The following is a 13,426-nucleotide window of genomic DNA, read 5'->3' on the forward strand; positions in this document are numbered from 1 at the left end:
GACGCCGCCCGACCGGGCGGCGTTTTTTCACCCGGGGCCGTTAGCTCAGTTGGTCAGAGCAGGCGACTCATAATCGCTTGGTCGCAGGTTCAAGTCCTGCACGGCCCACCACCCCCCGGATTTTCTCCCCGCACGGCCGCACTGCGCCGTCCGACGCACTTACAATCCACGCAATCCACAACCCCGGGTTGAAGCCTGCATGAAGAACTTTCTGATCGGAATCCTGTTGCTGCCGGCACTGGTCGGCGCCGTCACCATTCACCACACCCTGATCGACGAAAAGCCCGACATGCGCGGCGAACCGCTGACCAATCGCATCGCGCGGGCCGAACTGGTCTGGCTGGCAATGAACAAGCCCAAGCTGTTCGTTGAACAATTCCCGCAATTGGCCATGGACGTCGAGGCACGGCACGGGCTGGACGAGCAGCAACTGCTCACCTCCGGAGTGTTCGACCGCGAATTCTTCGTTGCGCGCAACCCGGACGTGCTCGACGAGATGCGCGGAGAACCAGCACTGATCGAGCAGTACTGGCTGACGCACCAGGACGAGTGCCGTCAGAGTGCCCCGGACTTTGACGTCAAGACCTATCTGGAACGCTACCCGGACGTCGCCAACGCCTATGACGGCGATTGCCGCATGGCAACGCTGCACTGGATCAAATGGGGCAAGGCCGAGGGGCGCAACGCCACACCAGCCACCAGCAATACGCAGAAGGCACCCGACCCCGTCATGCAGCCGAGCGCTTGAGCCGGATTCCTAGCGCAACCCCTGCCCGCTTTGCCGGTCGTCCTTGCGCTCGATCAGCTCGATCTTGTAACCGTCCGGATCGGTGATGAAGGCAATCACGGTGGAACCGCCCTTTACCGGACCGGGTTCTCGCGTGATGTTGCCGCCAGCGGAACGAATGCGCTCACAGGTGGCATGGATGTCCTCCACCCCGAGCGCAATGTGACCATAGGCCGTGCCCAGGTCGTACTCGCTCTGTCCCCAGTTGTAGGTCAGCTCGATCTCGGCCTGCTCCGGGTTCCCACTGCCAAAGCCGACAAAGGCCAGCGAGTACTTGTACTCGGGGTTCTCGGAAGTGCGCAGCAGCTTCATGCCGAGCACATTGGTGTAAAAGCCGACGGAACGATCCAGATCGCCGACGCGCAACATGGTGTGAAGAAGTCGCATGGATGGAACTCCTGTCAGTCTTCGGCCTGCGGGGCAGCCCCCATGCCGGGTTGAATGATCGGCAAGGTGCGCGCCAGCACATGCAGTTGGCGACGCGACGCCTGCCAGTCGGGATGCAGCGTTTCGACGACTTTCCAGAAACGCGGCGAATGGTTCATTTCAACGAGATGCGCCACTTCATGCGCCACCACGTAATCGATCAGCTCTGGGGGCAGATGCAGCAATCTCCAGTGCAGGCGGATCCCGCTGCGGGCGCTGCAACTTCCCCAACGCGTGCGCGCCGAGGTGAGGCGCACCGCTGGCACTGGGACCCCCAGGCGGCGACAGTGTTCCGCGACACGCGCAGCGTAATGCGGCAACGCCCTTCTGCCCATTGCCCGGACCATGGCCCCCGCCGGATCGGCCCCTCCAACCTTCAGCACGTCACCGCCGTCGTTCATTTCCCAGCGACTGCGGGCGGACGCAGCGCCGACGCGCAGCACACATTCCTTACCAAACAGCGGGAAGCGCGCGCCATCGACGGCAGCGAAAGACTGCACGGCAAGCGCCTCTTCGCGCTCTGAAAACCGCTTCAACAGCCAATCGCGATGCTGCAATACAAAGCGCTCGGCCTCGACAGTCGAGGCCGTCAATGGCGCCGATACGCGCAGGCCGGACATGTCGAGCCGCATGCTCAAGGTACGCCGCGCGGAACGACGCAGCTCGTAAGACACCTCGCGCCCATCCAACTCGATCGTGCGCAACTCGGAGGCCGGCAGTCGCGAGCGCAAGCGCCGCAACAAGCCGATCATGCCTTCGCCTGCCACTCAAGGCCGCGAGCGCTGACTTCGGCCTCGATCTCGCTCATGGCGGCGGCAACATCCGCCGCCGGCCCCTTCATACCCAACTCGACCGAGCGGCGCTCACCGGCCAACGCCACCGTTGGCAGACTGAACAGGCTCGCCCGTGGGTAATCGGCCGTAATGCGCTCCATCAGGTCGACCAGACCACCTTCGTGAGCGTCGAGCACGAGAATGGCCCGCTCGATGTAATCCGCCGCGTGATGCAGGTGGGCAAAGCGTTCGTCGAGCACCCACTCGATCATCGGCCAGGCCATGACCGGAAAACCCGGCACGAAGTAGTGATCGGCGATGGAGAAGCCCGGAATGTTGTTGAACGGGTTCGGAATGATCTCAGCCCCGACCGGAAACACGCCCATCTGCAAACGGTGCGGCGTGATCTGATCGCCGAAGCGTTCGCGGATCGCGGCCTCGGCCTGCGGATGCAGGGCAATCTCGAGACCCAGTGCGGCCGCGGCGGACTGCCGCGTACGATCATCGGGCGTCGCGCCGATGCCACCGAAGCTGAAGACCACGTCTCCGGTAGCGAAGGTTTCCCGCAGGGTGTTGATCAATCGACCCGCGTCATCTCCCGCATAGCGCGCCCAGGACAACTGCAGCCCGCGCGCTCCGAGCAGTTCGATGAGCTTGGCGAGATGCTTGTCGGCACGTCGCCCAGACAGGATTTCATCGCCGATGATGAGCGCGCCGAACGCCATGTCTGCCCTTAAGTACGCTCCGCCACCGGCGGATCGATGATGGTGACGCCACGCACTTCACGCTCGCGTGCCAACGCGCCAAGCATGAAATGCACGAAAGCCAGCGCGCTGAAGGCCGGCGCGACGAGGTTTACGAAAGGCACATGCGCCAGCAAGGCACAGACCCCGCCGAGCAGCAACATGCGCTCGCGGCGCGCTCGCGGCAGCGCCTTGAGTTCCTCGCGGTCGGCGTGCTGCATCAAGGCGTCATACCCGAAAGAGCTCGCGTTGAGCCAGGCGGTAAGGCCGATCGACACCAGCAGACCAGCCCCCGGAATCAACCACAGCGGCAGGCTCAGCACCAACCACAGCAGAAACAGCGCACTCACCCAGACGGTATTTGCAAGGCTGCCAAGGTTGCTGCCGCCGCGCCGGGACTCCAGCGCGGCGTATTCATCGCGCGAAACCCGCTCGATCATCATCGGCAACGCAAACACGGCCACCAGGAAAGCCGCAGTCAGGTAGATCAGCGGCAGCATGGCCAGCACCAGTGCGATCTTGACCAGCACCAGCGCGGTGGCCGCTGCGATCTCGGAGGTTTGCACCCACTCGCCCGCGAACGGCCAGCCCTCGATCCATTCAATCGCAGCGCCTACCAGCACCGACCACGAAAAGATCGCACCGACGACCCACAGCACCAGCGCCACCAGCGCCGGCCAGATCATATGCCACAACATGCCGGGCGCACGCAGGCTGCGCAGCGCACGTCCGAAAGCGGTCATGACCTCGCCCATGCCGGCCTCAGCGCATCATGCCGGGCAGCATGCCCTTCATGTTGCGCATCATCTTGGCCATTCCACCCTTGGAAAACTGCTTCATCATCTTCTGGGTTTGCTCGAATTGTTTGAGCAGCCGGTTGACCTCCTGCACCGGCACGCCGGCGCCCGCGGCAATCCGGCGCTTGCGGCTGGCCTTCAGGATCTCGGGCTTGGAACGCTCTTGAGGAGTCATCGAGTTGATGATGCCTTCGATACGTCCGATCGACTTGTCCTCGGCCCCGCCCTGCATCTTGCCGGCCGCGGCTGCGAACTGGGCCGGCAGCTTGTCCATCATGGAACTCAGGCCACCCATCTTGCGCATCTGACCGATCTGCGCCTTGAAGTCTTCCAGATCGAAGCCTTTGCCGGTCTTGAGCTTCTGCGCCAGGGCGCGCGCTTCATCTTCATCAACGCCACGACGCGCCTCTTCGACCAGCCCGAGGATGTCGCCCATGCCGAGGATACGGCTGGCCATGCGCTGCGGATGGAACTCCTCGAGCCCGCTGAGCTTCTCGCCGACACCCGCAAACTTGAGCGGCTTGCCGGTGACATGGCGCACCGACAGCGCCGCACCACCGCGCGAATCACCGTCGAGCTTGGTCAACACCACGCCAGTCAGCGGCAGCGCTTCGTTGAAGGCGCGCGCGGTGTTCACGGCATCCTGGCCGAGCATCGCATCGACCACGAACAAGGTTTCGATCGGCTTTGCGGCCGCATGCAACGCGCGGATCTCGGCCATCATGGCTTCGTCGATCGCCAGACGACCCGCGGTATCGAGCAGCACTACGTCGTAGTAATGACGGCGGGCGTAATCGAGCGCGGCGAGCGCGATATCCACCGGCTTCTGCTCGGACGAGGACGGGAAGAAGTCGATTCCGGCCTGCGCCGACACGGTCTTGAGCTGCTCGATGGCCGCCGGGCGATACACGTCCGCCGAAACGGCCAGCACCTTCTTCTTCATGCGCTCGACGAGCAACTTGCCGAGCTTGCCGGTCGTCGTGGTTTTGCCCGCACCCTGCAGACCGGCCATGAGGATGACCGCCGGAGGCTGCGTGGCCAGATTCAAACCAACGTGAGCCCCGCCCATCAAGGCCGTCAGCTCGTCGTGCACGACACCGACCAGCGCCTGACCCGGCGTGAGCGATCCGACGACCTCCTGCCCGACGGCCTTCTCACGCACCCGCGCGATGAAATCCTTCACCACCGGCAAGGCAACGTCGGCCTCCAGTAGCGCCATACGCACTTCGCGCATGGCCTCCTGGATGTTTTCTTCGGTCAGACGGGCCTGTCCGCGCAGCGTTTTGACGACGCGAGAAAGGCGTTGGGTAAGATTGTCCAGCATGAATTCAGAACTCCGCAGAAGGCCGGCCAGAGGGGCGCAAAAACTACGAACGAAAGACCCGCGCCGCGCTGTGCAGCCAAAGTCATCCAGCCGTCAGCGCCATGGAGTAAACTCGGCCCGAAATGGCTTCCATTCTACTTCATCTGTTTGCTGCCTCGCTCTACGGCGCCCTTACGATATGGCTGCGCCGCGGACAGACCGGAGGTGCCGCTCCACGCACCATGACGCCGATAGTGCGTGGCGTCCTGTTGCTGGCGATCATCGTGCACGGCTTGGCCCTGCACACCGCGATGTTTGCCGACACCAGCATGCGCTTCGGCTTCGGGCCGGCCATCTCGATGATGGTCTGGCTGGCAATCTGCTTTTACTGGATCGAGACCTTTTACGCTTCACTGCACGGCCTGCAGGCGCTGGCCCTGCCGGTCGGCCTGGTTGCCAGCCTGATGCCGCTGCTGCTGCCGGGCCAGCAGATCCTGACGAATGTCGACTCGCCGGCCTTCCGCGCGCACTTCATCGTCGCCATGCTGGCCTACAGCCTGTTCACGCTGGCGGCACTCCACGCCATTCTGATGGCCGTAGCCGAGCGTCAGCTGCATAGCGGACGCATCAGCCGCAGCATTGCAAGCCTGCCCCCACTGATGACGATGGAGGCCTTGCTGTTCCGCCTGATCGGGATCGCCTTCATTTTGCTGACCCTGACACTTGGCTCGGGCGTGCTGTTTTCCGAATCACTGTTCGGTCAGGCTGTAAGACTGGATCACAAGACGCTGTTTGCCTTTATCTCCTGGGGCCTCTTCGGCACCCTCCTGATCGGCCGCAAGGTGCGTGGCTGGCGCGGCCGGGTTGCCCTGCGCTGGACGCTCGCCGGCTTTGTCGCCTTGATTCTGGCCTATGTCGGCAGCCGCTTCGTGATCGAGGTCTTGCTCAGCCGGCCGGTCTGACGCCACGCACGCTTGACACCCTCTACCCCTGCCTGAATACTCGGCCGACTTCTCCCCCATTCCTGCCAAGTGCAAAACTTTTCCTCCGGCGTGCAGTTCGCGGCGCTCGCTTTCCTGCTCATCCTCTCCGCAATGTGTTCGATGACCGAGACGGTCATGATGGCGTCGAACCGCTACCGCCTGCGCTCCCTCGCCAGCGCGGGGCACCGCGGCGCCAGACTCGCAGTAGACCTGCTGAACAAGACGGATCGCCTGCTCGGCGTGATCCTGCTGTTCAACAACCTCGTAAACGTCGCCGCCGCCACCCTCGCCAGCGTGATCACCATCCATCTGTTCGGAGAGGAAAGCTGGGCGCTCGCAACGGGTACGCTGCTGCTGACCTTCTTCATCCTGGTCTTCGCCGAAATCACCCCGAAGGTCATCGGCGCTCATCATGCCGACCGGCTGGCGCTGGTGGTGAGCTACCCGCTGACCTTTCTGTTGAAAGTTTCCTACCCGGCGGTGTGGTTCGTGAACCTCTTCGTTGCCGGGCTGCTAAAGCTGTTACGACTGCAACCGGTCGGCGACGCGGCTGACAGCAAGCTGTCGGTCGAGGAATTGCGCTCGATGGTGCTCGAATCGGGCCAGTACATCCCGCAAAAGAACCGCGACATGCTGATCAATCTCTTCGACCTGGAGCACATCACGGTCGAAGATGTGATGACGCCGCGGGGCATGATCGAGTGCCTCGATCTGCGGCAAGCCCCCGATGTACTGCGCGGACAGATCGCCACCAGCTATCACACCCGCCTGCCGGTACTCGAAGGCGACAACGAGCGCGTCGTCGGTGTACTGCACCTGCGCCGAGTGGCCTCGCGCGCACTCGAATCGGGCTTCGATTCGGACGAAATCCGTGAACTCGTAGCAAAACCGTACTTCATCCCCGCCGATACGCACGTCTATACCCAGTTGCAGTTTTTCCAGGAAAACCGCCAGCGTATGGCGTTGGTCGTCGACGAATACGGAGAGCTGCTCGGACTGGTTACTGTTGACGACATCATCGAAGAGATCATCGGCAAGTTCACCACCAGTCAGCCGGAAACCCATGTCCGCATCGATTGGGACGAGGCCGGATCGGCCCTGGTAGATGGCAGCCAGAATCTGCGCGAACTCAACCGCCGCCTAGGCATTGATCTCCCGCTCGACGGCCCCAAAACCTTAAACGGGTTGATCATTGAACACCTTCAGGACATCCCCGAGTCAGACCTGTCACTGCGCATCAACGGCGTGGCAATCGAGGTCGTGCAGGCTGAAGATCGCATGGTACGCATGGCCCGCATCTTCCGCCCGACGCCACCCAGCCCCACAGACGGCGATGGCTAGGACGCCACACATTCGGATGGAATAGCAGGGCTGGGCTTTACAACGCCAATGACGGCGGGCAAGATCAGACGTCGGCATGAATCGAGCACCCATGGCAGCGAACCCCCAGACTCCTCTCAGTGGCCTCGCGAGAGCACTGATCCAGCAGGGACGGGTCTCCGAGGCAGACGCAATTTCCTGTGCGGAGGCCGGCAAGACCACGCCCAACGGGTTCATCCTCGAACTCGACAAGCGCGGTCTCCTGAGCGGCATTGAAACCGCCCGCTTTGCGGCAGAAACCTTTGGCTACCCCTTGCTCGACATCGCGGCGCTCGATGCAGCATCGATCCAGCGCGAGGGCGTGGATCGCAAGCTGCTGTCCAAGCATCAGGTCATTCCGCTGGCCAAACGCCAGAACCGCCTGATCATTGCCACAGCCGACCCCTCAAACATGCGCGCGCTGGATGAAATTCGCTTCCAGAGCGGCATGCAGGTCGACCTCGTGGTCACGGAAGCGGCAAAACTGGCCAAGGTCGTCGATAAACTGGCCGAGTCCACCGAACAGACACTGCGCGACCTGACCGGTGACGGCCTTGATGTAGACCTTCTCGAAGGTGTCGGGGCGCCCGCAGACCTCGAAGGCGATGACGCCAACCAGGAGGTCGATGACGCACCGGTCGTCCGATACATCCAGAAGATCCTGATCGACGCCATCAACGAAGGTGCCTCGGACATCCACTTCGAGCCCTACGAGAAAATGTACCGAATCCGGGTGCGAACCGACGGGATGCTGCGCGAGGTTGCACAACCTCCGTTGGTACTGAAAGACAAGATTGCCGCGCGCATCAAGGTGATCTCCCGCCTCGACATCTCCGAGAAGCGGGTTCCACAGGACGGCCGCATGAAGCTTGTGCTGTCCAAGAACAAATCGATCGACTTCCGCGTCTCGTCCCTGCCGACCATTCACGGCGAGAAGATCGTGATGCGTATCCTCGACTCTTCGTCGGCGATGCTCGGCATTGAAGCGCTCGGCTATGAGCCGGACCAGAAGGCGGCTCTGATGGAAGCCATTCAGCGCCCCTACGGCATGATCCTCGTTACCGGCCCGACCGGCTCGGGCAAGACGGTGTCTCTGTATACCTGCCTCAACATCCTGAACACGGCCGGGACCAACATCTCGACGGCAGAAGACCCTGCCGAAATCAACCTTGCAGGCATCAATCAGGTCAACATCAACGAGAAGGCCGGGCTGACCTTTGCCGGCGCGCTTCGCGCGTTCCTGCGCCAGGATCCGGACATCATCATGGTGGGCGAGATCCGCGACCTGGAAACCGCCGAAATTTCCATCAAGGCCGCCCAGACCGGCCACCTGATGCTGTCGACATTGCATACCAATGACGCCCCGACGACGCTGGAGCGCTTGCGCAACATGGGCGTCGCACCGTTCAACATCGCCTCATCGGTGATCATGATCACCGCCCAGCGTCTTGCTCGCCGCTTGTGCTCATGCAAGAAACCGATGGACATCCCGGTGGAAGCACTGCTTCAAGCCGGCTTTTCCGCCGAAGAAATTGACGGCAGTTGGCAGCCCTATGGCCCGGTCGGATGCGAAAAATGCAGCGGATCCGGCTACAAGGGACGTGTCGGCATCTATCAGGTCATGCCGATTTCCGACGAGATGGCGCGCATCATCATGACCAATGGCAATTCGATCGACATCGCCGAACAGGCCCGCGCCGAAGGCGTGCGCGACCTGCGGGCCTCCGGCCTGCTGAAGGTCAAGCAGGGCATGACGTCGCTCGAGGAAGTCCTCGCCAACACCAACGACTGAACGGATACCCGCTTCGATGGCCACCACGACCTCCGCACGACGCACCGCGCTCACCCGCCCGAAGGACGACCTCTATCAGTGGGAAGGCAAGGACAAGAACGGCAGGATCGTCCGTGGAGAAATACGCTGCAGCGGCGAAAACATCGTGCACGTCACGATGCGCCGGCAGGGTGTGGTCGTCACCAAAGTCCGCAAGCAAAAACTGTCGCGCGGACGGCGCATCACCGACAAGGATATTGCCCTGTTCACCCGCCAGCTCGCCACCATGATGCGTTCTGGCGTACCAATGCTTCAGGCATTTGACATCGGCATCAAGGGGTCAACCAACCCGAGCTTCGCCCGCATGCTTAACGACATCCGCACTGATGTTGCCAGCGGCTCAAACCTGTCTGCCGCGTTCGGCAAGCACCCGGTGCATTTTGACCGGTTGTTCTGCAATCTCGTCGCAGCGGGAGAACAGGCCGGTATTCTTGATGATCTACTTGAACGCCTTGCGACCTACAAAGAAAAAATCATCGCGATCAAAAGCAAGATCAAATCTGCGATGTTCTACCCTACCGCGGTTGTTGTTGTCGCCGGGCTAGTAATTTCAGTGATGATGTTGTTTGTTGTTCCCGAATTCAAGAAGGTGTTTGAAGGCTTTGGTGCCGACTTGCCCGCCCCGACATTGGTCGTAATGGGTATTTCAGATTTCTTCGTGCAATGGTGGTACGTTATCTTCGGAATACTGATTGGCACAGTTGTGACCACGGCCTATCTGTACAAGCGCTCTCCACGCATGCAAAACCTGCTGGACCGGGCGATCCTCAAGATGCCTGTGATTGGCGACATCGTACTCAAAGCAACCGTCGCTCGCTGGTCGCGTACACTTTCCACCATGTTTGCCGCCGGCGTCCCACTCGTAGAGGCCCTGGATTCGGTTGGGGGGGCGTCGGGAAACCAGGTTTTCCTGAAGGCCACGAACGAAATCCAGACGGACGTATCGACGGGCACCAGCCTCACCGTCTCCATGCAGAACGCCAACGTATTCCCGGTCATGGTCGTGCAGATGGTCTCCATCGGCGAAGAGTCCGGGGAGCTTGACGCCATGCTTAGTAAAGTCGCCGACTTCTACGAGCAGGAAGTCGATGACGCCGTAGCCGGTCTGTCGCAACTGCTCGAGCCAATGATCATGGTCTTCCTCGGCGTCGTCATCGGTGGTCTCGTGGTTGCGATGTACCTGCCGATCTTCAAGCTCGGCGGCGTAGTCTGATGCGCTTCCGCTCCGCGGTGCACGGTATCGCGGAGCGCTCATTGCCATGATTTCCTTGATGCACGACTCGTTCTTTGCTGTGTCCGTCTGCGCGTTGCTAGGGCTATTCGTCGGCAGTTTTCTCAATGTGGTCATTCACCGTCTGCCCCGCATGATGGAGCGCGAGTGGCATGCTCAGGCTGCGGAGTTGCGTGGTGAGGCGCCGCCCGAGGGTGAGCGCTACAACCTCGCCACACCGGCATCCGCATGCCCGCATTGCGGCCACCGCATCACTGCAATCGAAAACATTCCGTTGCTCAGTTATGCGGTTCTGCGCGGGCGTTGCGCGCATTGCGCGGCTCCGATCAGCACGCGCTACCCCATCATTGAAGGGCTGTCCGCCGTTGCGGCCGGCTATGCAGCGCTGCATTTTGGTTTCGGGCTGGCGCTGATCGGAGCGCTGCTGTTCCTGTGGGCCATGATCGCCTTGGCTGCAATAGATATCGACACCCAGCTGCTGCCGGATCAGATCACCCTGCCGCTGCTGTGGCTCGGCCTGCTGCTTAACCTCAACGGTAGCTTTGTGCCGCTGCCCGACGCCGTTATCGGCGCCGCGGCAGGATATCTGGCGTTGTGGTCAGTGTATTGGCTGTTCAAGCTGATCACCGGCAAGGAAGGCATGGGTTACGGCGATTTCAAGCTGCTCGCCGCGATCGGAGCATGGCTCGGCTGGCAGGTCTTGCCCGTGGTCATCCTGCTGTCCTCGCTGGTCGGCGCCGTCGTCGGTATTTCGCTCATCGTGCTGCGCCGTCACGAAAACGGCACGCCGATTCCTTTTGGCCCCTACCTTGCCGCAGCAGGTGTCATCGCCCTGTTCTGGGGAACCGACATCATTCACCTCTGGCTGAATACGCTCTGAAGGCTTGAAACCCCGGGAAACGCCCTCATTCCAGGTACGGCTATCTGTTAAAATTCCCGGCTTGACTGCGGAGGTTGCCATGCCGATCTACGAATATCGATGCACTGCTTGTGGCGCGCTCAAGGAGCACATCCAGAAAATGAGCGACGCGCCACTCACGACCTGCCCGGCCTGCGGCGCGGGCGGTTACGCCAAGCAGATTTCTGCAGCGGGTTTTCAGCTCAAGGGTAACGGCTGGTACGCAACCGATTTCAAGAACAGCGGCAGCGCGCCGACCAAACCGGCAACCGAAGCATCGGCGCCGGCCTCGGCATCGGCCTGCAGCACCGGCTGCGGCTGCCACTAACCCACCAGATACAGCACCTGCCGTCGGCTCACTCAGGCGCCGACGGTGGTTTTCAAACTTCGGAACACATCATGCGTACTCACTACTGCGGCCAGGTGACGGCTGCCGACCTCGATCAGAATGTCACGCTGTGCGGCTGGGTGCATCGTCGCCGCGACCACGGCGGGGTCATCTTCATCGACCTGCGTGATCGCGAAGGTCTGGTTCAGGTCGTGTGCGATCCGGATCGCGCGGATACTTTTGCCATCGCCGAGTCGGTACGCAGCGAGTTCGTGCTGAAGATCACCGGCAAGGTGCGTCGCCGCCCGGCCGGCACCGAGAACAGCGCGCTGACCTCGGGCGAGATCGAAGTACTGAGCCACGACATTGAAGTACTCAACAGTGCCGTCACTCCGCCGTTCCAGCTCGACGAGGACAACCTCTCGGAGAACGTGCGCCTGACCCACCGCGTGGTCGACCTGCGCCGTCCGCAGATGCAGAACAACCTGATGCTGCGCTACCGCGTGGCACGTGCCTTCCGCCGCTTCCTCGACGACAACGGTTTCGTCGATATCGAAACGCCGATGCTGACCAAAAGCACGCCGGAAGGCGCGCGCGACTACCTCGTGCCGTCTCGCGTGCATGCGGGCCAGTTCTTTGCGCTGCCGCAGTCCCCGCAGTTGTTCAAGCAGATGCTGATGGTGGCCGGCTTCGACCGCTATTACCAGATCACCAAGTGCTTCCGCGACGAGGATCTGCGTGCCGACCGCCAGCCCGAGTTCACCCAGGTCGATATCGAGACCTCGTTCATGGACGAGACCGCCATCACCGGCCTGATCGAAGAGTTGATTCGTTACGTCTTCAAGGACGCAATGGAAGTCGAGCTGCCCTCGCCCTTCCCGCGCATGAGCTACGCCGAGGCAATGCGCCGCTACGGCTCGGACAAGCCCGACCTGCGCGTGACGCTGGAGCTCGTGGATGTCACGGACGCGGTTGCCGACGTGGCCTTCAAGGTTTTCTCCGGCCCGGCCACCAGTGGTGGCCGTGTCGCCGCCTTGCGCGTGCCCGGCGGCGGCCAGCTCACCCGTGGCGAGATCGACGAGTACACCAAGTTCGTCGGCATCTACGGCGCCCGCGGCCTGGCCTATATCAAGGTCAATGACGCGGCTCAGCCCAATGAACAGGGTCTGCAGTCGCCCATCGTCAAGAACCTGCACGAGCAGGCGCTCAAGACCATTCTCGAGCGTACTGGCGCCGAGTCCGGCGACCTGATCTTCTTCGGCGCCGACAAGGCCAAAGTGGTCAACGACGCGCTCGGCGCCCTGCGCGTCAAACTCGGCCACGAGAAAGGCTATCTCAATGGCGAGGCCTGGACTCCGGTGTGGGTCGTCGACTTCCCGATGTTCGAGTACGACGACGAAGACAAGCGCTGGACCGCCTGCCACCATCCCTTCACTGCCCCGAAGGACGAGCACATCGACCTGCTCGAAACGGATCCGGGTGCATGCCTCGCCAAGGCCTACGACCTGGCCCTCAATGGCTGGGAAATCGGGGGCGGCTCGGTACGTATCCACCGCGCTGACATGCAGAGCAAGGTCTTCCGCGCACTCAACATCAACGATGAGGAAGCTCGCCTGAAGTTCGGCTTCCTGCTCGACGCACTGCGCTATGGCGCGCCGCCGCACGGCGGCCTGGCGTTCGGCCTCGATCGCATCGTCACGCTGATGAGCGGCGCTGAATCGATCCGCGACGTCATCGCCTTCCCGAAGACGCAGCGTGCCCAGTGCCTGCTGACCGACGCCCCGAGCGACGTCGACGAAAAGCAGCTGCGTGAGCTGCACATCCGTCTGCGTCAGAAGGTCGAGACCCAGGTCGAAGTCGCCAAGAGCTAAATCCTGTTACACGGCACGCGGCTTCAGTTGAGAGCCCGCGTGCCGTAAGCTCTGGTAGCACTTCCCCTTCGGCCGACTTTCTTCCTGCGGGGCCTG

General features: G+C 62.0%; 13 protein-coding genes and 1 tRNA gene. 9 read left to right on the forward strand and 5 right to left on the reverse strand.

Annotated features, from left to right (window positions below; all coding sequences use genetic code 11):
* Window positions 1-34: 34 nt before the first annotated feature.
* Window positions 35-111: transfer RNA gene (locus tag AC6H0R_RS01945), tRNA-Ile, on the forward strand.
* A gap of 88 nt (window positions 112-199) precedes the next feature.
* Window positions 200-748 (forward strand): hypothetical protein, encoded by a 549-nt coding sequence (locus AC6H0R_RS01950; RefSeq protein ID WP_497579650.1) that lies wholly within the window; start codon window positions 200-202, stop codon window positions 746-748.
* Between the two features lie 9 nt (window positions 749-757).
* Here the strand turns inward: AC6H0R_RS01950 and gloA are convergent, their stop codons facing one another.
* Genes gloA through ffh form a run of 5 tightly spaced genes read right to left on the reverse strand, consistent with a single transcriptional unit; the run spans window position 758 to window position 4,850 of the window.
* A complete protein-coding gene (gloA, locus tag AC6H0R_RS01955; RefSeq protein WP_497579651.1) occupies window positions 758-1,174 on the reverse strand; it encodes a lactoylglutathione lyase in 417 nt (138 codons plus the stop codon).
* Between the two features lie 14 nt (window positions 1,175-1,188).
* Window positions 1,189-1,965 carry a M48 family metallopeptidase gene (locus AC6H0R_RS01960; protein ID WP_497579652.1) on the reverse strand — a complete coding sequence of 259 codons (777 nt, stop codon included), beginning with the start codon at window positions 1,963-1,965 and terminating at the stop codon, window positions 1,189-1,191.
* On the reverse strand, window positions 1,962-2,711 hold the full coding sequence (locus AC6H0R_RS01965; protein ID WP_497579653.1) for a competence/damage-inducible protein A: 750 nt from the start codon (window positions 2,709-2,711) through the stop codon (window positions 1,962-1,964). The genes AC6H0R_RS01960 and AC6H0R_RS01965 overlap by 4 nt, the downstream gene beginning before the upstream one ends.
* Before the next feature lie 8 nt (window positions 2,712-2,719).
* The gene (locus AC6H0R_RS01970; protein WP_497579654.1) at window positions 2,720-3,472 is read right to left on the reverse strand and encodes an EI24 domain-containing protein; all 753 of its coding nucleotides are present in this window, start codon (window positions 3,470-3,472) and stop codon (window positions 2,720-2,722) included.
* 19 nt (window positions 3,473-3,491) lie between these two features.
* Entirely contained in the window at window positions 3,492-4,850 is a 1,359-nt protein-coding gene (gene ffh / locus AC6H0R_RS01975) for a signal recognition particle protein (protein WP_497579655.1), read from the reverse strand.
* Window positions 4,851-4,972: 122 nt separating this feature from the next.
* Here ffh and AC6H0R_RS01980 point away from each other — a divergent pair, with 122 nt between their 5' ends.
* From AC6H0R_RS01980 to aspS, 7 genes are all read left to right on the forward strand, one after another.
* Window positions 4,973-5,791 carry a cytochrome C assembly family protein gene (locus AC6H0R_RS01980; RefSeq protein WP_497579656.1) on the forward strand — a complete coding sequence of 273 codons (819 nt, stop codon included), beginning with the start codon at window positions 4,973-4,975 and terminating at the stop codon, window positions 5,789-5,791.
* 69 nt (window positions 5,792-5,860) lie between these two features.
* Window positions 5,861-7,153: an HlyC/CorC family transporter gene (locus AC6H0R_RS01985; protein ID WP_497579657.1), complete on the forward strand. Its 1,293-nt coding sequence runs from the start codon at window positions 5,861-5,863 to the stop codon at window positions 7,151-7,153.
* Window positions 7,154-7,244: 91 nt separating this feature from the next.
* Window positions 7,245-8,963: a type IV-A pilus assembly ATPase PilB gene (pilB, locus tag AC6H0R_RS01990; protein WP_497579658.1), complete on the forward strand. Its 1,719-nt coding sequence runs from the start codon at window positions 7,245-7,247 to the stop codon at window positions 8,961-8,963.
* Window positions 8,964-8,979: 16 nt separating this feature from the next.
* A complete protein-coding gene (locus AC6H0R_RS01995; protein ID WP_497579659.1) occupies window positions 8,980-10,215 on the forward strand; it encodes a type II secretion system F family protein in 1,236 nt (411 codons plus the stop codon).
* A 46-nt stretch (window positions 10,216-10,261) separates the two neighbouring features.
* On the forward strand, window positions 10,262-11,113 hold the full coding sequence (locus AC6H0R_RS02000; protein ID WP_497579660.1) for a prepilin peptidase: 852 nt from the start codon (window positions 10,262-10,264) through the stop codon (window positions 11,111-11,113).
* A gap of 79 nt (window positions 11,114-11,192) precedes the next feature.
* Window positions 11,193-11,459, forward strand: coding sequence for an FmdB family zinc ribbon protein (locus AC6H0R_RS02005; protein WP_497579661.1), 267 nt, complete (start codon window positions 11,193-11,195; stop codon window positions 11,457-11,459).
* A 71-nt stretch (window positions 11,460-11,530) separates the two neighbouring features.
* Window positions 11,531-13,330, forward strand: coding sequence for an aspartate--tRNA ligase (gene aspS / locus AC6H0R_RS02010; RefSeq protein ID WP_497579662.1), 1,800 nt, complete (start codon window positions 11,531-11,533; stop codon window positions 13,328-13,330).
* Window positions 13,331-13,426 lie beyond the last annotated feature (96 nt).

It is taken from the genome of Pseudazoarcus sp. NS36 (assembly GCF_059703705.1).